This window comes from Nitrosospira briensis, from assembly GCF_900115125.1.
Taxonomy (GTDB): Bacteria; Pseudomonadota; Gammaproteobacteria; order Burkholderiales; family Nitrosomonadaceae; genus Nitrosospira; species Nitrosospira briensis_A.
Map to the genome: position 1 here is coordinate 58,901 of NZ_FOVJ01000007.1, position 20,248 is coordinate 79,148.

Annotated in this window: 18 protein-coding genes and 2 tRNA genes; 10 read left to right on the plus strand and 10 right to left on the minus strand. The window is 52.6% G+C overall.

Translation table 11 applies throughout. From position 1 onward, the window contains the following. The first annotated feature begins 79 nt into the window (after positions 1-79). From purD to BMZ14_RS12305, 3 genes are all read left to right on the plus strand, one after another. A complete protein-coding gene (purD, locus tag BMZ14_RS12295; protein ID WP_074798203.1) occupies positions 80-1,393 on the plus strand; it encodes a phosphoribosylamine--glycine ligase in 1,314 nt (437 codons plus the stop codon). Between the two features lie 55 nt (positions 1,394-1,448). Further along, positions 1,449-2,348 carry an oxygen-dependent coproporphyrinogen oxidase gene (hemF, locus tag BMZ14_RS12300; protein WP_074798026.1) on the plus strand — a complete coding sequence of 300 codons (900 nt, stop codon included), beginning with the start codon at positions 1,449-1,451 and terminating at the stop codon, positions 2,346-2,348. A gap of 109 nt (positions 2,349-2,457) precedes the next feature. Then, positions 2,458-2,533, plus strand: a tRNA-Ala gene (locus tag BMZ14_RS12305). 425 nt (positions 2,534-2,958) lie between these two features. Here BMZ14_RS12305 and BMZ14_RS12310 read toward each other — a convergent pair. The 3 genes from BMZ14_RS12310 to BMZ14_RS12325 form a co-directional block, all read right to left on the minus strand. Continuing rightward, on the minus strand, positions 2,959-3,156 hold the full coding sequence (locus tag BMZ14_RS12310; RefSeq protein WP_074798028.1) for a hypothetical protein: 198 nt from the start codon (positions 3,154-3,156) through the stop codon (positions 2,959-2,961). Positions 3,157-4,122: 966 nt separating this feature from the next. Further along, a complete protein-coding gene (locus BMZ14_RS12320) occupies positions 4,123-6,216 on the minus strand; it encodes an AAA family ATPase (protein WP_218145036.1) in 2,094 nt (697 codons plus the stop codon). A gap of 986 nt (positions 6,217-7,202) precedes the next feature. Beyond that, entirely contained in the window at positions 7,203-8,060 is an 858-nt protein-coding gene (locus BMZ14_RS12325; protein WP_074798033.1) for a GNAT family N-acetyltransferase, read from the minus strand. A 260-nt stretch (positions 8,061-8,320) separates the two neighbouring features. Between BMZ14_RS12325 and BMZ14_RS12330 the strand changes: the two genes are divergently transcribed. From BMZ14_RS12330 to BMZ14_RS12340, 3 genes are all read left to right on the plus strand, one after another. Then, positions 8,321-8,800 carry a VOC family protein gene (locus tag BMZ14_RS12330; protein WP_074798036.1) on the plus strand — a complete coding sequence of 160 codons (480 nt, stop codon included), beginning with the start codon at positions 8,321-8,323 and terminating at the stop codon, positions 8,798-8,800. Positions 8,801-8,903: 103 nt separating this feature from the next. Then, positions 8,904-9,686: a Mut7-C RNAse domain-containing protein gene (locus tag BMZ14_RS12335; protein ID WP_074798038.1), complete on the plus strand. Its 783-nt coding sequence runs from the start codon at positions 8,904-8,906 to the stop codon at positions 9,684-9,686. Between the two features lie 201 nt (positions 9,687-9,887). Continuing rightward, a tRNA-Lys gene (locus BMZ14_RS12340) sits at positions 9,888-9,963 on the plus strand. A gap of 315 nt (positions 9,964-10,278) precedes the next feature. On the opposite strand, the gene BMZ14_RS15515 is transcribed toward BMZ14_RS12340, so the two are convergent. Continuing rightward, positions 10,279-10,929 carry a PEP-CTERM sorting domain-containing protein gene (locus tag BMZ14_RS15515; RefSeq protein WP_074798040.1) on the minus strand — a complete coding sequence of 217 codons (651 nt, stop codon included), beginning with the start codon at positions 10,927-10,929 and terminating at the stop codon, positions 10,279-10,281. A gap of 510 nt (positions 10,930-11,439) precedes the next feature. Here BMZ14_RS15515 and BMZ14_RS14895 point away from each other — a divergent pair. Beyond that, on the plus strand, positions 11,440-11,712 hold the full coding sequence (locus BMZ14_RS14895; protein ID WP_143071991.1) for a hypothetical protein: 273 nt from the start codon (positions 11,440-11,442) through the stop codon (positions 11,710-11,712). 459 nt (positions 11,713-12,171) lie between these two features. On the opposite strand, the gene BMZ14_RS14900 is transcribed toward BMZ14_RS14895, so the two are convergent. After that, positions 12,172-12,489, minus strand: a complete 318-nt coding sequence (locus tag BMZ14_RS14900; RefSeq protein WP_143071992.1) for a hypothetical protein — start codon at positions 12,487-12,489, stop codon at positions 12,172-12,174. A 277-nt stretch (positions 12,490-12,766) separates the two neighbouring features. Here BMZ14_RS14900 and BMZ14_RS12370 point away from each other — a divergent pair, with 277 nt between their 5' ends. From BMZ14_RS12370 to BMZ14_RS12380, 3 genes are all read left to right on the plus strand, one after another. After that, the gene (locus BMZ14_RS12370; protein ID WP_256208608.1) at positions 12,767-13,495 is read left to right on the plus strand and encodes a hypothetical protein; all 729 of its coding nucleotides are present in this window, start codon (positions 12,767-12,769) and stop codon (positions 13,493-13,495) included. Between the two features lie 174 nt (positions 13,496-13,669). After that, positions 13,670-15,115: an exonuclease domain-containing protein gene (locus tag BMZ14_RS12375; protein ID WP_074798049.1), complete on the plus strand. Its 1,446-nt coding sequence runs from the start codon at positions 13,670-13,672 to the stop codon at positions 15,113-15,115. Positions 15,116-15,129: 14 nt separating this feature from the next. Continuing rightward, the gene (locus BMZ14_RS12380) at positions 15,130-15,750 is read left to right on the plus strand and encodes a 5-formyltetrahydrofolate cyclo-ligase (RefSeq protein ID WP_074798051.1); all 621 of its coding nucleotides are present in this window, start codon (positions 15,130-15,132) and stop codon (positions 15,748-15,750) included. A gap of 58 nt (positions 15,751-15,808) precedes the next feature. Here the strand turns inward: BMZ14_RS12380 and BMZ14_RS12385 are convergent, their stop codons facing one another. The 5 genes from BMZ14_RS12385 to BMZ14_RS12405 form a co-directional block, all read right to left on the minus strand. Next, the gene (locus BMZ14_RS12385; RefSeq protein ID WP_074798053.1) at positions 15,809-16,423 is read right to left on the minus strand and encodes a flavin prenyltransferase UbiX; all 615 of its coding nucleotides are present in this window, start codon (positions 16,421-16,423) and stop codon (positions 15,809-15,811) included. A gap of 39 nt (positions 16,424-16,462) precedes the next feature. Next, complete coding sequence (gene rapZ, locus BMZ14_RS12390; protein WP_074798055.1) at positions 16,463-17,302, minus strand: RNase adapter RapZ; 840 nt, start codon at positions 17,300-17,302, stop codon at positions 16,463-16,465. An 83-nt stretch (positions 17,303-17,385) separates the two neighbouring features. Then, complete coding sequence (hprK, locus tag BMZ14_RS12395) at positions 17,386-18,330, minus strand: HPr(Ser) kinase/phosphatase (protein WP_074798057.1); 945 nt, start codon at positions 18,328-18,330, stop codon at positions 17,386-17,388. 80 nt (positions 18,331-18,410) lie between these two features. Continuing rightward, a complete protein-coding gene (hpf, locus tag BMZ14_RS12400) occupies positions 18,411-18,740 on the minus strand; it encodes a ribosome hibernation-promoting factor, HPF/YfiA family (RefSeq protein ID WP_074798059.1) in 330 nt (109 codons plus the stop codon). Positions 18,741-18,760: 20 nt separating this feature from the next. After that, positions 18,761-20,227, minus strand: a complete 1,467-nt coding sequence (locus tag BMZ14_RS12405) for an RNA polymerase factor sigma-54 (RefSeq protein WP_074798061.1) — start codon at positions 20,225-20,227, stop codon at positions 18,761-18,763. Between the last annotated feature and the right edge of the window lie 21 nt (positions 20,228-20,248).

Here is a 20,248-nt window from a genome sequence, read left to right on the forward strand (position 1 = left end):
CAGCGATCGCAGCGGTAAAGCGGTGAGAAGGAGCAATCCAGGTGATAGCAACCAATATGAAATCAAGAAAATGAAGCTATTGAAATTACTTGTAATCGGGGGAGGCGCAAGGGAACATGCCTTGGCGTGGAAACTGCTTCGGTCACCAGGCAACGTAAAAGTCTTTGTCGCCCCTGGCAATGCAGGCACGTCCCTGGAAGACGGGCTGGAGAATCTTCCCATCACGGCCATTCCCGAATTGGTGGACTTTGCCAAAAAGGAATCCATTGCATTCACGATCGTTGGACCGGAAGCCCCGCTCGCGGATGGCATTGTCGACGCCTTCCGCGCCGCCGGGCAAAAAATTCTTGGCCCCACCCGGCAAGCTGCGCGGCTTGAAACGTCCAAGGATTTTGCCAAGTCCTTCATGCAGCGCCACGGAATTCCCACCGCGGCTTACGCCACCTTCACTTCCGCTTCCGAAGCGCATGATTACCTGAACGAGAAGGGTGCGCCCATCGTCATCAAGGCCGACGGACTGGCAGGCGGGAAAGGCGTGGTCGTGGCATCGACGCTGGACGAGGCCCATGCGGCAGTGGATAAGATGATGACGGAGGAGCAGCTGGGCGGTGCCGGAGCCCGCGTTGTAATCGAGGAATTCCTGGAGGGTGAGGAAGTCAGTTTTATTGTAATGGCCGATGGCCGCCACGTGCTACCGCTCGCTACCAGCCAGGATCACAAGCGCCTGAAAGATGGCGACCAGGGACCCATCACAGGCGGCATGGGCGCATATTCGCCCGCACCGGCGGTTACGCCCGCTTTGCATGCGAAAATAATGCGCGAAGTGATCCATGCAGCTATGAATGGCATGGATCAGGAAGGCGAGCCCTACACGGGTTTTTTGTACGCCGGGCTTATGATCATGCCGAACGGCGCCATCAAGGTGCTCGAGTTTAATTGCCGCATGGGCGATCCGGAAACCGAAGCCATCATGTTCCGTCTGAAGAGCAATTTTGTGACTTTGGTGGAGCATACGGTCAACGGAACGCTCGACAAGGTGGAGGCCGAGTGGGACCGGCGCGCCGCCCTGAGCGTCGTGATGGCGGCACACGGCTATCCTGGCTCGCCGCGCAAGGGCGATGTGATCCATGGCCTGCCGAATCCAACGCCCACGGAAACATCTGAAACGCCGGAAGCGGATTTTTATGTGTTTCATGCAGGCACAGCTCTTGGTAGCGAACATGGCAAGGAAATTGTGACGGCAGGGGGACGAGTGCTTTGCGTGACCGTGCTGGGTGACAGCGTAAAAATAGCGCAGCGCCGAGCCTACGAAATCGCCGAGCAAATCCGGTTCGACGGCTGCCAGATGCGGCACGACATAGGGCACTGGGCAATCAACCACCACCGAAGATAGACTTAAAGGCAAGCCTGTCTGGCAACTTGAACCAGGCGGCATCACGGAAAATTGAATGGACACCATTCAGCAGGCTAAGGAATTTTTCACCGGACTTCAGAAGCGCATAGTCGAGCGCCTGGAGGAGGTGGACGGCAAACGCTTTCACCGCGACAAATGGGAACGCCCGGAAGGCGGCGGCGGTTTAAGCTGCGTGATGGAAGAAGGCAACGTGTTCGAGCGCGGCGGGGTGAACTACTCGCACGTATTCGGTGGCGGACTGCCCGCCTCCGCCACCGCGGCCCGACCGGAATTGTCAGGGCGCGGGTTCGAAGCGATGGGTGTATCCATTGTATTGCATCCTCGTAACCCCTACGCGCCCACGGTGCACCTGAATGTGCGTTACCTGGAAGCGCGCAAAGCGGATGCCGAGCCAGTGTGGTGGTTCGGCGGCGGCATGGACCTGACCCCGTATTACGGTTTTGAAGAAGACGCCATACATTTTCACCAGACGTGCAAAGATGCGCTACAGCCTTTTGGAAGCGATCACCATCCACGTTTCAAAAAATGGTGCGACCATTATTTCTACCTGAAGCATCGCAAGGAGCCGCGTGGCATCGGCGGCATTTTTTTTGATGACCTGGGCAAACCCGACTTCGACAGCTGTTTCAACCTGACCAAAAGCGTCGGCGATCACTTCGTGACTGCCTATTTACCGATCCTGGAGCGACGCCTGAATACGCCTTACGGCGAGCGCGAACGTGATTTCCAGGCCTACCGCCGGGGCCGCTATGTGGAATTCAATCTGGTGTGGGACCGTGGGACGCTGTTTGGCCTGCAATCGGGTGGGCGTACCGAATCGATTCTTATGTCGCTGCCACCTATAGTGAAATGGCGTTATGACTGGAAGCCGGAGGTTGGCAGCGCTGAAGATAAGCTTTATACGGATTTTCTGATTGGGAAAGACTGGGTGTGACGGGTTTCAGCACTCCTCCCGCGTCATTGCTCGCGAAATAATTGCGACGGCTTATCAATTGGGCAACGTCATATTATGAAGCCGGTTTTTGTTATAAAATACGCGTAATGGGGACGTAGCTCAGCTGGGAGAGCGTCGCGTTCGCAATGCGAAGGTCGGGAGTTCGATCCTCCTCGTCTCCACCAATAACCCATTCTAAACAGGCCCAACCCGCTAAAGTCCAAAAGATTTGCGGGTTTTTGTTTTTTGCCGTCTAAGCTCATCTGTTGAAAATCGTGGGGGCATAGGGGGCATGATTCCGCAACAAGTGCCCTCAGTGCACCCGTCGTACTTTTGTTTTCAGATCAACCGAGTCTGGCGCCATCCATTTTTAGGGGCCGAGTCAGGGATTAGCGCAAGCCCCTTGGACCCGAAAAGCTAACTATCAATCTAATCCCGAATTCCTAAATCAGATCACCTGCTATCGAAACTAAAACATGGACCTTTAAATCGATTAGTCCGGCAATAAAAAACCCGCCGAAGCGGGTTAGTACATCCTGTGTATCAAATAAACGTTCTAGCTACGCACCTTCCAAGCGGGGAAGTTGCCTGCTGATATTAGTATTAATACTTAATCCACGTTTGCTTGCATTTCATAACCAGCGTTCTGGTAGAGCTTAGCTGGAGCCTCATAATTATTTGCAGTTAAAGCAGTTTGTTCGACTGCGTTAGCCTTGAAATTATCTGTAGGCGCGACGGTCGATAGCAACGCTGTCATCATGCTTGCGACGTATATTACCGCAATAAATTTTCCGTTTTCCTTTTCCATCACATGCTCCAACGTATAAAATTAGAATTTCCACTTCTAACCTTCGTTTTCCACTCCATATTCTCAGTTGTGAGGAATTTGTGAAGTGCGTGTGAATATTATGTGAGTCTTTTTGAAGAGTCAAGTCCTTTTTAGGGGATGCGTTGCAATGCGTCGTGAAGTATTTGAAATACCATGAACGGCAGCGGCTGAACGGTAAAGAGCGGGGGGCTGGCAAGCATTGCCCATCACGCTGCTGTCATTTGACAATTGGGCCGACGAGAGTATTTTCTTGTGTTCTGTGAGCCACAGCAGTTTGGCTCTAAATGGAAGGATCAGCCACCAATAGCCAAGGCGCCGACAACACAACTCCACCAGCTAGTGGGTGACATGCGATGCGCTTCGAGGAGGGCACAAAGTTTCTTACTTGGATTGCTGGTTGTGTAGCCGCCGCACTTCCAGGAGTCGGTTTTCGTCCAACCCATCTCCTCTGCAATAGCAATAGCCTCTGGGTATCGAATGCATAGGTAACCGCTTTGTCTGGCGTGTCGAGATGCCACACGTGCGCAAGCATGAGGTTGGAAATTTTCGCGTACTTCTTGTCAACCGAGAACGATCGATTGGACGCCGCTTTCATTTGAATGGGGACAGCGACGAACGACCGGACTTTGGAGGAAAGATCAGCGTATGCAATCAAATCAACACCGTGATCGCGCGCTGGGAGCGCCACTTCGAGGCCAAGCGCGCAAGAGCTCGCTCATCAGGCGATTGCGACCGAGCAATTCCGTGATCTGTGTGTCCATGGGCACAGGACTAATGTTAGCGTTTGACGTCGCGGTAAAAGCAGTAGGGTCGGACACCTTAATTTCAAGCGACCGTAAGTTCCGACCGATTCGATATGGAAAGGTACAGTAGTTGGAGCCAATCGGGGTCGTCGCGTTTCTGATTACCTCGCGTTTGATCCCAGCAAAGATCTATTGTAGGTATTTAATAGTTCCTGACCGCTATAAACTCCTGGAAGAGCTTGACCCACCGCGAGATCGTGGCGTGATCGAATGCGCTGATGCCCCTTTTTAGCGCCAGTTCTTTCGTCCGCTTTGCAACTTCGACTTTCCATCCTTCGCGTAGTATCAGGTCTTGGGTTTCCGCCCAGGCTTCTACTTGACCGATCAGCGGCTTGCCGTTGCGCAGAACATCCGCAAAAGGTATCTCCGTATTTCTTTCCCAGCGGTCTATTACTTGAGCAAGGAACGAAGCAGGTATTAAATCCTCTACTTCAGAACCGGCAAGGCCGGCATAGGTATCCGTTGATAAAACCCTCTCTTCCGCGCTGTTATACAACCCCGATTTCAATTCCCCGGTGATGCGTTTTCCTCGCTCGTCACCGTCCAGAAGTATTTTGGGCAGCGGTTCGTCTCGGCCTGCGATGATACTTGCGATCACCCCCGCAGTTTTGCTTCCGCCCGATGGGCAAAAGACCAGTTCAAGCTTCGGCGTTATCTTGTTTGCACCGATGAGCAGCGTTTTGATCGCCGAGAGATAATATTGATCCGCCAAGCCCTGGACGATGATGGGTTGGCAGCCGAGCAGCAGGCTCTCGGCGATGTTCAGGTTCAATGCGGAGTGAACAACATAAGCAGCGCCTGCTTGGCGGGGGTCCTTTTCCACAGGCCGAAGGTCTGGCGTCGCCCTGGTAGTGCCATTTTCGGACACGTAAACCTTGCGTGCGCGTCCCAGGTGTTCTGCGTCGATCAAAAACGGCGAATGCGTGGTGTAAAGAATTTTATTGAAGTTCGAGAGATTGTCGAAGAAGGCCGACAGGTTCCTTTGTGCCAGCGGATGCAGCGACAATCCGGGCTCATCCAGCAACAGAATTGCGTTTTGGTGTTCTCCCTCGCTTTCCACCAGGAAGACGAGATAAAAGCTCAGGAACCACTGAAGACCGGTGCTTCTGCTTTCCAGCTCCACTTCCTCCGGGCGGCGGTCATCCGAAACCCATATCCGAAAGTGGCTTCCATCTGCTTCGAAGCGGAATTTGTAATCTCCCTGTTTCCACCAGTTCCTGAACTTTTCTGTCAGGATGGCGCCGGCGGACTGGAGCAATATGGAACGTTCCCTTTTTTTCAGGGCAATTTCAGTGATTTCTTCCGGGGTAGGTTCGCGATGGTTGTTGTGTTCATCCCTGAAGTCCTGGCCGAGTTCCAGAATGTCTTTCGGCTCCAGCTTTACAAACTTGAACAGGACGCGCAGGGTTCGCGCTTTGGCCGCTTCTTTCGGGCCAAGATCGTTTCTTTGAAGATTTTGCACAACATGGGGAAGATAGATTTCAGAATCCAGGTTCCCGAATTCGGAGTAGTAAACGAATTTCGGCAATGCGCCGATTACCATATCCATTACATCCCCGCCGACTTCCGGTGGGGGTCTCGTCATCCCGGAGATTACCAGTTCAAGTGCATCCAGCAGTTTGGCTACCCGGCCGTATACTGCCGTGGCGCTGCTATCGGGCTCCTGGATCAGGAATTGCAAGTCCCGCTTAAACCCGGAAGCCTGCTCCACTGAAAGAAGCGATTCCCCGAGGCTATTATCCATTTCGTGCAATTTTGCGAGAACGGCTCCTTTCAACTCTTCGTCCTGCTCCGGCACTTCCAGATCAGTAATGCTTCTGGTGGTAACAGCGATCAGCTTTTTTACCTCTGCGCTTACCTCTGTGGCGTCGACATCGGCAATTCCTTCGCAGCGGGGGAAAGATATTGCGTACTTTCCGTTGAAGTACCGCTTGACGGACACCAGAGAGGCGTCTTCAATTGAAATTCCTGCCTTGCTGGAAAGCTCTGTTGCGAGTGATCCAGTCTCGAACTCCGCTGTTATGAAGCAGTAGTTTTCCGGGGCCTGGCGTATGGAGCCAAAATGTTTTTTCGGGTAATCAGAGGTTGGTTGAATTTCTCCCTCTACCGCCGGGTTCAGCTTCCAAAGCGGAATCAGAAGGTTTGTTTTGCCCGATTCATTCACGCCAATCAGGGCAGTAACGTTATCCACGTCGACCCAACCGCTATCCTCGACGGAGCGAAAATTTGTGACCATGAATCGAGTAAGGTGCATAAGCTTTTTTCCGTCCTGCTTTTTTTTCAGGGGTTGAGAAGGCTTGTCACATTCTTGCTACCGTTCCCGCATTAGACCACGGCACGTTATAGCGCACCCCGAGGAAACGAAGATAGGGTCCTTCGTGCATCCCCGGTTCTTTAAGCAATATACGTGCCCTTTGTTTTAGGCCTTTGATTATCCCACACATTAGCCGGCAGGACTTTTGCTGACTTGCCATATGTAATACTTCTCGACAACCGAGCCGGGTTCAAATCCTTCGCGTGTTGAGATCGAGTATACCGCCGGGAACGCGTACAACGTGGCAAGATTGTGCTCAAAAACCGAGAGCACAACCTCGGATGAGACCAGAAAACCAGGAGGGAGGACCGGGGAATTACCCCAAGGCTCGAGTCAATGACATTGAGCCGTTATCTCATCCAAAGAAGAGGCCGATGCCCTTACAACACAGAAACCGTACGAGCATCGGCCAATTAGTGTTAGTTCTGAGTTCTGCGTGTTGCAACTAGAAGATATTTCTTCTCTGTCGCTCTACTCAGGGTTTTAAGATCGGTTTTATTCTTTCCGTCCGTCCTTTGACATAAAGAACCAGACAGCGATGGCGCCTACACCTAGCACGAGAATTGCCATTTCCATGATAGTCTCCTTAAGGATATAAACGTTCAAGAACATGACCACCTCGCTGCCCGCTGGGGCACTTCTTTCCATAGGGTCAGCAAACCGTCCTCAAAAATAAACCATCCTCAGCGAACAGAACGGCATGTCCGCAAAAACTTTGACTACGATTGGAAAAAAAAATTCACACAATGTGATTGTGTTGATACTAATTTTTTGACAGATATTTTTCTCCCTGCCAGAAAAAAGGTCGAATGAAAAAGCCGGGTTGAGTAGAAACGGGACCGTGCACGAACAAAAATACCCGAGTTCGCTATCGTTACCTCAGCCAGCGCCGTTCACCAGCGTATAGCTCAAAAAAGAATCGAGGGTAGAAAAGCACCGGAAGGCTGGTTATAGAGGCCCAGGCTCATCAGCGTGGCTGGCTGAACGACGCGAAGGCCATGCTGCAAGCACCAGCGGAACAGTTCACCATTGCGCGAAGGAAGGAGAAAACCGGGCCCTGCGAAAACCTCCGCAGCCCCGATGAGCGCTTTGAGATCTTCATTGCTTTCTCCCACCGCATGCCCCATGAATCCGATCAACGTCGCGTAGCCACTGATGCGGCCGGCGTGTTCAACCAGCATGGCGGTGCCTTGCTCGATCGCGTGACCCAGCTCTTGACCCCGGTCATGGCCATGAATTTTATGGCAGAGATGATTGCAAGCATCGATATCGCCGCCACGGGCCGGACGAACCGCATGGCCAGGAATATCAAGCTGAAGCGCCGGTCCTTGCAGGTTTGCCAGTGGCTCCCGTACATCGAAACCCAGTTTGGTATAGAGGGCCAGCGAGCGGTTATGATATGCAGCTTGCACCAGGCGTACGCCGGCGAACCGTTTCTGTCTTGCACGCTCCAGCACATTTTCCATCAGTCGTCTCCCGAGGGTGCTGTTTTGCACCTCCGGGGAGATCGTCAGCGGACCAACACCCGCTACGACTGCGTTTTCCCACAGGAAATTGCTGCCCACGACCTGTCCCTCGCTCTCGGCAATTACCGAGTACACATCCGAACGGGACAACAGCGATGAAAAGAGATCACGAGCCACCTCAAACGAGGGAAAATCCGACGGGAAATTATGTTGCCCCGAGATCGCCGTGAAGGCGTCGTAGCAGATCTTGCCGCCCGCTTCCATGTCATCCGGGCGGCCGGCTCTTAAGTTGCAATGCATGTTCACCCCCTCGAATTATCGCTTGCAGACCCCTCGTAACGTCGAATAGGGCCGCGATGCGATTGGCCACTCCGCAAAAAGAACCGCGCAAGTCCAGCCAGTTTATTTGTTCCAGAGACTTTCTACAAAGCTTCTTGACGCTCTGACCAGAATGGCCTAAAAATTTATTATGATAGAAAAAAAAATGCATTGAAACTGCCATCTGCAGCGGCTATCAAAAAATGAAGGATGATTATTCCCGGTAAAAACGAGGCACAAATATGTTTACAGCTCCTTACTACCATATCGGAATAGTCGTGCGTAACTTTGAAGAAGCCGTGGACCACTACTCGAGTGTACTGGATGTAAAGTTTACTGAACCAACAGATAACGTGCTGTGTATTGAGAATCCGCAGATGCAGCAAACCGAAAACATAAAAGTTGTCGTCAGCTACTCGAGGAGCCGGCCACCGTATCTGGAATTGATTCAAGCCGCTGGTAACGGGATATTTTCGGAAAAAAATGCCGGGCAGATTCTCTACTTGGGTGTTTGGGAGCCAGATATAGAAAGCAGAATAGATAAATTGAAGCAACAAGGGACAGGTATCGATGCGCTGATACGCCCAGAGTGCGACAAGCCTGCTACCGGCATTATTACCGCACCCGACAAGATGGGCATACGCATCGAATACTTGAGCACGTCATTGCGCCTTGCTACCGAAGCATGGGTGCTCACCGGCAAGTATCGAACCATGCGTTAGCACCGTTATTTGATGTCCGGGTTGAACGCAACGCCCCTGCATTGCGGTAGCGGTAGCGGTAGCAGGTCCTGCGCCTCTTGCTGAAAAGTGCAATACTTTCTGCATGGTCACCGCAACATTTCGTTTCTACGAGGAGTTGAATGATTTCCTTGCGCCCGAACGGCGCAGACAGGAATTTTCCTGCTCATGCGCCCGGGCAGCGACAACCAAGCATATGATCGAGGCCTTGGGCGTGCCCCATACCGAGGTAGAACTGGTGCTGGTCAACGGCGAATCCGTGGGGTTCGACCGGATATTGAAAGATGGCGACCGGGTGGCGGTTTTCCCGGAATTCGAGATGGTCGACGTTACCCCCCTGCTGCGCGTGCGCGAACATCCTTTGCGCGTAACGCGCTTTGTAGCCGACGCCCATCTCGGGGGGCTTGCGCGCCTGCTGCGAATGGCGGGTTTTGATACGCTTTACGATAACAACTATCACGACAGCAAAATCGAGGCTATCGCCGTGCATGAAAAGCGCATCGTACTTACTCGCGACAGGGAACTGCTCATGCGCCGCTCGATCACGCACGGATGCTACGTGCGCACATTGAAACCCCCACAACAGCTGTGCGAGATATTGGATCGCCTGGACCTCGCGGGCAGCATACGGCCTTTCACTTTATGCCTGAGCTGCAACGTACCTTTGCGCGCCATAGAAAAAGCTCAAGTTCTGATGCGCCTGCCGCCCTCCGTGCGCGAGCGTTTCGACCACTTCAGCACTTGCGATCTCTGCCAAGGGGTTTTCTGGAAGGGCTCGCACTGGCAGCGCATGCGGGCTGTATTGGATGATTGTATTCAATCAAATCAATTCTCCCGAAACAGCATGAGGGAGGACAACAGTAGTTGAATACCTGGCCCAAACTGTTGGGTGCGATGAAAACATCTCATCTGCTCGGCCAAGGCATCTTAAAACCGCATCTTATCGTTCCATTCGAATTTTCCCTCGAATGTGGTACGATTAACACCCTTAAGGTTAAGTAGCGGGAAGGTAGCGTCAGGACCCTTTTCGCCTTGACCGGCAATTGAAAAATTCCGGTTCATCCGATCCGGGTCGTTAGCTCAGCTGGTAGAGCAGCGGACTCTTAATCCGTAGGTCGACAGTTCGATCCTGTCACGACCCACCAATAAACAAGCAGTTAGGTAAAATACCAACTGCTTTTTTATTTCATTGCTACTATATTGCTACTTTTATACTCGATTAAAGTAAGCGTTTCCGTAAACGATCTGTTGACCTCGTCTGGGGAATTAAACCAAAAAGCTAAGCGGACACCCTCTCCGCCAAATTAATATAAAAAACACATATACAGGAGTTATTTTTCCTAACCCATCATCTAACCTTCCAATTCCTTCACGGTTACGTGCGCGCCAAGCGCCGCCTTTAACCACCCGCTTCAGCAGGATCTTTGGGGCACTGGCCTGAAGCAAAACTAGTGAGCGTACTAGTACTTTCTACGTCGAGCCATATAACACATGAAGCCGAGGCCAGACAGAAACATGGCGTAAGTTTGGGGCTCAGGGACGGCCGAGATAAGGCCACCAACTGTGATCCCATAATAGTATTCGTAATCTGGCGTCGTAAAGGAAATATCGGTATAGGTGCCCTTCAACTGTAACAGTCCATTCCCTTCTAGCCCGGTTAGGGAATTACCGCTCTGCGTTAACGAGCCGCCGCCCCAATAACCGCCACCTTGACTAAGGATAGTGAATGGCGAGTCGAAGTTGAAAGTAACAGGTGCACTCGGCCGACCAACACTCCAAATAGCGATCAAAGGATCAATTACCGCCTGAGAGAAATGAAAGTTATTCACTTCCTCATCACCGCCTGTCATACGAATTGATCCACTATTCCCCGGAGTATTCGTAACTGCTGAGCCCGTAAAGGAGGTCGGTACGCTATCAAAAATCCTCGCGTCATTGTCGATGGAAAAAAATTGGCCAGTGTAAGTGACCTCGATTGTATTGTTGTTCTGGACAAATGTTCCAGTAGGTGTCCCGGGAGTTCCTTCCCACTTTGTCCAACTGGCTGTGTCGGCTGCGGTCGCCACGCCCAAATTGAGGAATAACATAATCACTAGTGCTGGTTTTCTCATGACTATCCTTTATTTCAAGGTTTTATCTCCGATGAGATTGTTCCAGCCGAAAGAAGATGTCAATAGTCCGAGTGGCGGATGTTTTCCATAAAGAAGCCCCGGCTTCCAAGCTCTTTTGCCAGCTTTGTCCGGTTTCCCCCCGCTGTACCCGTGCAAAGCAGCCATCGACATCTCCGGCCTCGATAACGTCCCCGCCATCCCGCAGGCCGCTCTCTCGTCTCTACCCACTTCTGCAAACGGCATGCCCAATAGCCAGGCACCTTATCCTTGCAAACATAAAGAATTCATCTCGTGGAAGGTGGAGAGCGGTTGACCCGGTCGAGCGAATAATAACGGGAAACGCCAACTGCCACAAAAGCGAAAACACCTGATCGTGGTATTTTTATCTCTTTTGGTATTTCCGCAGACTTTTTTAAGTCGCACTTCAAGGAACGACCCAAACAATCAGCTGAACGCCGCTGGCGAACTGGGATCTAAAAGGACAACCATTGCATTTAAGAAGGTAAGACCATGAAAGCCATATCCGCTGCTCTAATCGTATGCGCGTTGACCAGCCAGGCTAGCGCGTACGACCGCAATCGGAGTATAGGGGAAGAGTGGCAGCGGCAACGCGAAACCGCCGAGTTCCAAAGAATAGAGGAGGCGGCAAGGCAGCGTGAAGGTGAACATAATAATCGGATGCAGCAGCTCGATCGACAGCAGAAGATCCACCAGCAGGAAAACGAATGGCGGCAAAGACAGCTTGAACTGGAGCAATACCGCCTGTGGCCCTGGAAGCGTTAAACGTGCGGGAAAGCTTTTCATGTGTCCAGGTGCGATATTCAAGGAGCCACGGTAACTATAGATTGAAAACTGCGCTCTCACGCTCCAGCCCTCGTGCCATGAACCATATGAACCTACTCAAGGAAGCACCTCAAGTCGAACTTTCAACGATATGGCTCGACAGATTCAGCCAGAAGTGGGAACAAGGAAATTTTCTGAAAGCCACGACTTGAAAACCGGCATCGGCCAGGGCTTTCCAAATTTCTTCCCGTGTAACAGTTTGCTTTCCACAATTTTTCAATCAGCAGTTTCGTAATCCAATTCTTCGGCGTCACAAAGAGCAAGAAAACGCCGTGGCCCGCGAGGCGGGATCGCAATTGCGAAAGCGCGCTGACCAATTCCTCCCGCGGGACATACTCCAGCATTGAGGCCGATACCATGAGATCATAATTGCTCCATTCCCCAGGGAGACTTTCCAGGTTAAGCACGTTGGCTTCCTGCAATTGCACATTGGCAATATTCTGCTTGGCCAGGCAGGCACGAAAAACTTGCCAACATTGCGGGAGTTAGATCAAACGCTTGGAAAGCCTGAAAATGGAGCCCACGATGCTGGAGGGCTTTCAAGCGCAAAACTGGCGAAGCCGGTTCCGCAGCCGGAATCGAGTATGCGAAGACCCTCCCTGAGGCGCTCGAAGGATTTGAAGAAGGCTTCGAGCCCTTGGGATACCGGAAAAAAGAGCTGAATGAAAGATAGGCGTCCAGCTTGTCCGTGTAGAGTTTTTTGATATCGTAATCCATGTTCTTTCCTTCTTCCGATACGAAACTCGCAACACTCTCCGGAGAGCTGCCGTTATCTGAGCTTGCGCACGAGAATATCGCTCTACTCACTAGCGCGGGCGTCAATAGCTCATCCGGGAGCCTCTTTAAACGCTCACGAGGAGTGTGCTAAGCTTTGCCGATCTTTTTTTGTAAAAAAAAGCTCGGTAACCTTGCCTTTAAGTTCCGGACCCTTTGCACAACTTTTACACAAATGATTTTAGCGGGAAAAATAACCTTTTCCCAAAGCCGTGCATCTTTGGCTCCGCCCACCGTTAATACGCGTTATGGTCGAATGGCGGCAGCGCTGGTCCTGGCTCTCACTCTGCCGCAGGTCACCTACGGTGACGACAGGCCGGAGCCTATGATCTTCGATCTGGTTGATCCACTGGGGGCAAAAAAAGGCGAGGTCGAGATCAATACCCTACTGGATTTTTCGCCCCGAACCGGGCAGCTGGAATGGTCGCCAGAGATCGAATATGCGTTCGCGGATGACTACGCGGTGGAATTTGAGCTGCCGCTGGAGAACACGTTCGCGAAAGAGTACAAGGTTTCCCTCCAGGGCACGTTCGGCAAGCTTGACAAAGGGCGGATGATCCATGGCTGGCAGGCCATCGGGCGCCGCAAAAATGAAGCAAAAGCCTATGCCGCCGAAGCGCTATACCTGAACGATTACAAGTTTTCCAGCAAGTGGAGCATGATGAACATGCTGGGCGTAAGGCACACCGGCATCGCCAAATCGGGGGATTTTATCGGTTTGCTGAATAACAGCCTGTTTTACAGCTTTAAGGAAAATTTTTCATTCGGAATCGAAGTTAATAGTGAAATCGGCCAGCGCAGGTGGCGATACCGTGTGACGCCGCAGGTTCAATACAACTTTGGCGCCAATGGCAAGGGTGCAATAATCCATTTTGGTGGCGGCCCTTCGCAGCTGGATAGAGAACGTACCGAATGGCTGCTTACCTCCCGGCTTATCTACAGTTTTTAGACGCTCTTGCCGGGCAAATGTTGGTAACTGAAGGCTTGGGAAAATTGCAAAAAAAGTACGCCTGGCAGCGCTGGTTCCACCGATTTACGTTACCCAAGTCATGCTGGTCGCTTGTTCGCCTTTTGACTCCTTAACGACGGGCTCATCGCCTACTACCGGGCTCGCGATAAAGTCATGTTTTCCTCTCTGCCCAACTTTGTAATCCTGGATCTCGAGACTACGGGGGATTCGCCCCTGTACGATCGTATTACCGAGATTGCCCTTGTTCGCTTTGAAAACGGAATAGAAACCGAACGATGGGAAACCCTGGTTAATCCGCGCATCAGCATCCCACCTTTTATTTCGCGGTTGACTGGCATCACTAATGAGATGGTAAGCGGTGCGCCTACTTTTGAAGAGGTTGCTCACAAGCTGTATGGCTACATTGAAGGTGCGGTTCTCGCGGCGCATAACGTCCGGTTTGATCACGGCTTTCTCAAGAGCGAATACAAACGTATCGGCGCGGTGCTTCGCCAGAAGGTCATGTGCACGGTAAAGCTGTCTCGCCGGTTATATCCCGAGCATAGAAGCCACGGGCTCGATGCAATCATGCGCCGCCATGGCCTTGTCACGTACGCACGTCACCGGGCTATGGGCGATGTGGAGCTGGTGATGGCTTATCTTGAATCAGCCAAACATGAATTAGGGGAAGCCCGAGTGCTGGAGACGGTAGCGTCATTGCTGAAAGGCCCCAGCCTGCCTGCCGGTCTTGACAGTGCGTTCATCAATGAAATTCCTGACAGTCCCGGGGTTTATCTATTTTACGGTGAAAACGATCTGCCTCTCTATATTGGTAAGAGCGTCGCCCTGAGATCACGCGTCATGTCGCATTTCAACGGGGATCATTCATCCAGCAGGGAAATGCGCATAGGACAGCAGGTAACTCGCGTTGAATGCATAGAAACCGCCGGGGAACTGGGTGCGCTTTTGCTGGAATCCAGGCTGATCAAGGAACGCCAGCCGGTACACAACCGCCGTTTGCGTACGGCTAAAAACCTGTTCTCGCTGAGCCTTGCGCGTGGCCTGAATCAGATCCCGCTCGTTAAGATCGTCACCGAAGATGACATTGATCCCACCTTGTTCGAACATTTATTCGGGCTCTTCCGTTCAAGAAAGGCCGCTGTCGAAGCGCTTCGCGGGATCGCTCTGGAGAACAGATTATGTCCGCGCATAATCGGAATAGAAACCGGCAAAGGCGCGTGTTTTGCTCACCAGCTTCAACGCTGTGACGGGGTATGCGCGGGCAAGGAATCCCCTGATCTTCATTATTTACGCCTCAAACAGGCGCTTATTCCGCACCGGCTGAAGAGCTGGCCCTATCCGGGTACAATAGGCATTCGGGAACATGACGAGGTCAGCGGTCGCAGTCAGCTACATATTTTTGATAGCTGGCGCCACTTGGGAACGGTGGAAGACGAGGGAGAGTTAGAGGAGGTCTTACAGGTACGTGCATCCTTGAGCTTTGATCTGGACATCTATAATGTGTTGCAGAAGAACCTGAGGAAATACCCTGAGATCGTTTCCCTGGGATTCTCGTCGGCACATCATCGTGTTGATCTTTGCTCGGGTGTCGTTCCATAAAAAACCAAAAAACAATGAAGGACTGGAGGGATTGGAGAAAGCATCAGCGCGCTGAACTGATGGTGGCCAGGGAGTGCGTTGCCGACGGAGATCACCGCTGCTGGAGTACTGCGATAACCCGTTCGCTAGAACAGGGCTTTCCCTTGTTACAAAAAAGCACGGTGGGATTCTGCTGGCCGCATCGTGGTGAATATGATCCCCGTCCCGTGATGAATTTCATTGCGGAGCGTGGTGCGACGCTTGCGCTGCCTGAAGTGGAGAATAAAAACGAGCCGCTGCGTTTCCGCAAATGGTGGCGGGAGGCGCCGATGAAAAGCGGTGCTTATGGTATCCCGGTCCCCGATAACACCGATCTTGTAACGGTTGATGCACTCATAATTCCGATGATTGGGTTTGATGAGATGGGTTTTCGGATTGGGTACGGCGGCGGCTATTTTGATCGAACCCTGGTTGCGATCGTCCCGCGTCCCCTGGCTATCGGCGTGGGGTTTGAAATTTTGCGCCTGAATAGCGTGCATCCCCAGCGGCATGACATCCCGATGGATTTCATTGTGACCGAAGCCGGAATTTATCGGGTCACGGTAACCGGTCTGGAATTGATTTCTGCTGAAAAGTGCGCGGCGGAGAATGCCTGAGGGCCCATCTTCTTCGACTCACAGGCTTATTCGAGATCCACTTGTCAGCCGCCAGCGGCTAATCTTGCTCACCCCAGCGCGGCATGAGCTTATGCGTTATCCCAAGATGATCCAGTATGCGGGCAACCACAAAATCCACCATATCCTGCACAGTCTGGGGATGGTGATAAAAGCCGGGATTGGGAGGCAGGATAATTACGCCGCTGCGCGCAAGTTTCAGCATATTTTCCAGATGGATAGTGGAAAACGGCGTTTCGCGTGGAACAAGGATGAGTTTTCGATTCTCTTTCAGCATTACGTCCGCTGAACGCTCGATCAGCTTTTGGCTCAGCCCTGCAGCAATCGCGGCGAGCGTTCCCATGGTGCACGGGCAAACCACCATCGCATCCGCCGGGTTGGAGCCCGAGGCGACGGGCGCGAACCAGTCTTCCCGTCCGAATACTCGCAATTGCCCTTCGGCGGCATTGAAACGCCGGCTGAACATTTCTTCCGCTTCCCTTGGGCGGGAGGGCAACACCAGTTGCATCTCCTGGTGCGCGACAAGTTGTGCCGCCTGGGAATACAGCAGGTAGACCCGGTGGCCACCCGCCAGCAATAATTCCAGCAGGCGCACGCCGTAAGGCATGCCTGAGGCGCCGGTATAGGCAAGCGTAATGGTTTTTGCTGAATTCATGGTCGACTCGACATTTATCGCTGCGCACCCAACCCGATTCTATGCATCCAATTCCCTGTGCCGCACCAAGACCTGGTTGTTTTCAGTGAAATGCCTTGCCAGCCGCTCCACGAAATAAACGGAGCGATGACGTCCACCGGTGCATCCGATAGCTACGGTAAGATAATTGCGGTTGTCGCGAATGAAACAGGGTAGCCAGTCATCCACGAACCGCCGGATATCCTCGAACATTTGATTGACGGTGATATTCGCCTCAAGGAATTCAATTACCCCGCCATCCTTTCCTGTGAGCGGCCGCAGGAGTGCTTCATAGTGCGGGTTGGGAAGGCAGCGAACATCGAATACCATGTCGGAATCCAGCGGAACACCATGCTTGAATCCAAACGACTGGAACAGGAGGGTCAACCGTGCATGATTTAGCCCGATGAAATCCCGTATCCACGCACGCAGTGAACTCGCGCTCAAATCGCTGGTGTCAATGCGATTCGCAAGATCGTGTATCTCACGCAATATTTCGCGTTCCATCTCTATGCACTCGGGCAAGGTCGAGTGATTATCGCTCAGGGGATGGCGGCGGCGAGTTTCGGAAAAGCGTTTTACCAGCGTATCGGTTTTAGTTTCAAGAAATAGCAGGTGCACGTCCATTTCCCGCCGACGCAGATCAGCCAGCCGCTGCGGCAACAGATGCAAGGTCTCGCGGCTCCTGGCGTCGATACTGACGGCCACGCGTTGATGTCCGGATTCCTTGAGATAGACTGTAACCTCTGGCAGCAGGTTGGCTGGAAGGTTGTCCACGCAATAGAAGCCGTTATCCTCCAGAACGGTAAGCGCGATACTTTTACCGGAACCGGAAAGACCACTGATCACGATCAGTTGCATTTTTCGGAACGCCGGGAAGGAGCGCGTCCTTGAAACGCTCCCGCTTTGCGCCTGCTGCTCACCGCTCGATTCCCGAGGTTTGCTTATTCTTGTCCATTCTCCATTTCCTGTTGGTGCCGGGCGAAAAACTCCTGCGCGCTATCGATACCGCGCAATTGCAGAACATAATTACGTACCGCCGCCTCTACAAGAACGGCCAGGTTCCGGCCAGCAGCTACCGGGATGATGACTTTTCGGATATTGACGTCGAGAATGTTTTCGGTAACATCATTAATCGGCAGGCGCTCCATGGTATTGAGGTCCGCGCTGCTGGGTTTTTGCAAATGCACGATAAGCTTCATGTTTTTTTTTCGCCGTACCGCGGTCTCGCCAAAAATAGTGCGGATATTCAGCATCCCCAGCCCGCGCACTTCAAGAAAATCCCGCAGCATGGGAGGGCAGCATCCTTCCAGCGTTTCCGGAGCGATGCGATAAAGCTCCACGACGTCGTCCGCAACCAGTCCATGGCCCCGACTCACGAGTTCCAATGCCAGTTCGCTTTTGCCCACGCTGCTTTCGCCGGTAATCATTACCCCAAGCCCCAGAACATCCAGCAGGACCCCGTGACGACTACAGGATGGGGCAAGGACGCGCCCGAGATAGGGCCGCAGCACCCAGATCACTTCCAGGCTGGAGTGCGGGGAACAGAAAAGGGGAATGTGATCGGAATCTGCCAGGTTTTTTATAGAGTGGGGTACCGAAGCACCGCCGGCGACGATAATGCACAACAGGCTGCTTTGCGAAAGCCGTCGCAAATGCTGTTCAAGGGAGGCGGGGTCGAGCGAGTTGAGATACTCGGCTTCGGTTTCGCTGAGCACCTGTATCCAGTTGGGATGAATGAAATTGAGGTGACCGATCATCCCTTGCGTCGACTGGGCAATGGATTCATTGTCGAGATGCCTGTCGCCACCATCCCTGCCTGCTTCCCAGGTCAGGCTCAGCTTTTGATGTTTATCCTCGAACAGCTGCGCGGCGTTGATTCCGGATATCTGGATGGGATTACCTCCTGATTAATGAGACAAGGGAGGCTCGTCCTCCTGCCCCCATTCTGATCGCTACCAAGCCGCTCTTACTCAGGCTGCTCTATTTCCTGGTTCTTGAGCGCGCCACCACGATAACTTACATTTTTCTCCTTGTGCCTGACGAGCTGACGGTCAAGCTTATCCACCAGATTATCTATGGAAGCGTACATGTCAGCGCTTTCTGCCTCTACAAAAATATCCTTGCCCCGCATACGTACATTGGCTTCAGCCTTCTGCCTGAGTTTTTCAACCGATAGCGTCACGCTGACGTCAATGACCTGGTCAAAATGGTGCGCGAGCTTGCTCAGCTTTGAAGAAACATAGTCGCGCAGAGCCTGCGTGACTTCAACGTGGTGGCCGGTTAGATTGATATTCATTGCTCCTCCCTGGTTTAGGATTAAAAGGATTTCCTGAGATTAACGGGAGGGATTTGCATGGACTCCCGATACTTTGCCACGGTACGACGGGCAACCACAATGCCCTGCTGTCCCAGGACTTCTGAAATCTGGCTATCGCTCAGGGGCTTCTTCGAGTTCTCGGCATTTACCATTTGCTTGATCAGCGCGCGGATCGCGGTTGCGGAACAGGCGCCGCCGGTATCGGTTGCTACATGGCTACCAAAAAAATACTTCAGTTCGAATATACCACGGGGCGTCCGCATGAATTTCTGCGTGGTCACCCGCGAAATGGTGGATTCGTGCAAGTCCAGCGTATCGGCAATTTCCCGCAAGACCATGGGACGCATTGCAACCGCGCCGTGCTCAAAAAACTGACGCTGGCGCTCGACCACCGCCGAAGATACCTTGAGGATAGTGCTGAAACGCTGATGCACGTTCTTGATGAGCCACTTCGCTTCATGTAATTGGCTGGACAGCCGGCGCGCGGAATCATCATGACAACGTTTCAAGATGTCCGCATAGAGCCGGTTGATCTTGAGGCGGGGCATTGCTTCGGGATTAAGGTTGGCTACCCAGGCACCGCCGATCTTTGTCACAATTACGTCGGGTATGATGTAGCGGGCAACCGCAGAACTGAATGCAGTGCCCGGCCTCGGGTTCAGGCGGGTAATCGTGTACTGGATCGAACGCAGACAGTCATCATCGCAATGCAGCAGCTTTTTGATGGTGCAAAAATCGCGTGACGCCAGGCTGTCGAGGTGATTGTTCACAAGCAGCAACGCCTGCTCCCGGTAGGGGGTATATTCGGGCAGGGCGCGCAGTTGCATGACCAGGCACTCTCGCAAGTTACGCGCACCGATACCAGGAGGATCCAGATGTTGCAAGTGCTCCAGGGCAATATTAAGATCGTCGATGTCTATTGCGAGCTCGGGCGGCAACAGCTCAACAAGTTCTTCAAGGTCCTGGACAAGATAGCCGTCATCATCGAGGCTGTCGATCAGCAAGCCGACGATCTTCTTGTCGCGCTCCGGGATCTGGCTAAGACATAGCTGCGAGTTGAGATGCTGGCGCAAATTGGGGGGCTCTGCCGCCTGCTGGGGAAAATCGCGCTCGTCATCATCATCCCGCCCGTTGTGAAATGCCCCGTCATCCGCGAACCAGTCCGGCTCGTCAGCTGCTTTTTTTATGTAGGGATCGTCTTCGACCGGGAGCAGCTTGGCGCCATCATCCGGAATCTCGATCAGGTCCGACAGCGGCTCAGCCAGGCTATCAAGGGTGGTATTCCGGTAGTCGGCGGTATCGTTACCTGGATGGTCATCCAGTTCCAGCAGGGGATTTTCTTGAACTATGCGTTCGATTTCCTGGCTTAGCTCAACCGTAGAAAGCTGCAACAACCGTATGGAGTATTGTAATTGCGGGGTAAGCGTCAGATGCTGCGACAGCTTGAACTGGAGGGTAGGTTTCATATTTTGGAAAAACCAGGTAAA

Bases quoted from the DNA above. Each gene is read 5' to 3' on its own strand.
- hemF (WP_074798026.1), top strand. From the start codon at position 1,449: ATGGACACCATTCAGCAGGCTAAGGAATTTTTCACCGGACTTCAGAAG.
- BMZ14_RS12310 (WP_074798028.1), bottom strand. From the start codon at position 3,156: ATGGAAAAGGAAAACGGAAAATTTATTGCGGTAATATACGTCGCAAGC.
- BMZ14_RS12320 (WP_218145036.1), bottom strand. From the start codon at position 6,216: ATGGTCACAAATTTTCGCTCCGTCGAGGATAGCGGTTGGGTCGACGTG.
- BMZ14_RS12325 (WP_074798033.1), bottom strand. From the start codon at position 8,060: ATGCATTGCAACTTAAGAGCCGGCCGCCCGGATGACATGGAAGCGGGC.
- BMZ14_RS12330 (WP_074798036.1), top strand. From the start codon at position 8,321: ATGTTTACAGCTCCTTACTACCATATCGGAATAGTCGTGCGTAACTTT.
- BMZ14_RS12335 (WP_074798038.1), top strand. From the start codon at position 8,904: ATGGTCACCGCAACATTTCGTTTCTACGAGGAGTTGAATGATTTCCTT.
- BMZ14_RS15515 (WP_074798040.1), bottom strand. From the start codon at position 10,929: ATGAGAAAACCAGCACTAGTGATTATGTTATTCCTCAATTTGGGCGTG.
- BMZ14_RS14895 (WP_143071991.1), top strand. From the start codon at position 11,440: ATGAAAGCCATATCCGCTGCTCTAATCGTATGCGCGTTGACCAGCCAG.
- BMZ14_RS14900 (WP_143071992.1), bottom strand. From the start codon at position 12,489: ATGGATTACGATATCAAAAAACTCTACACGGACAAGCTGGACGCCTAT.
- BMZ14_RS12375 (WP_074798049.1), top strand. From the start codon at position 13,670: ATGTTTTCCTCTCTGCCCAACTTTGTAATCCTGGATCTCGAGACTACG.
- BMZ14_RS12380 (WP_074798051.1), top strand. From the start codon at position 15,130: ATGAAGGACTGGAGGGATTGGAGAAAGCATCAGCGCGCTGAACTGATG.
- BMZ14_RS12385 (WP_074798053.1), bottom strand. From the start codon at position 16,423: ATGAATTCAGCAAAAACCATTACGCTTGCCTATACCGGCGCCTCAGGC.
- rapZ (WP_074798055.1), bottom strand. From the start codon at position 17,302: ATGCAACTGATCGTGATCAGTGGTCTTTCCGGTTCCGGTAAAAGTATC.
- hpf (WP_074798059.1), bottom strand. From the start codon at position 18,740: ATGAATATCAATCTAACCGGCCACCACGTTGAAGTCACGCAGGCTCTG.
- BMZ14_RS12405 (WP_074798061.1), bottom strand. From the start codon at position 20,227: ATGAAACCTACCCTCCAGTTCAAGCTGTCGCAGCATCTGACGCTTACC.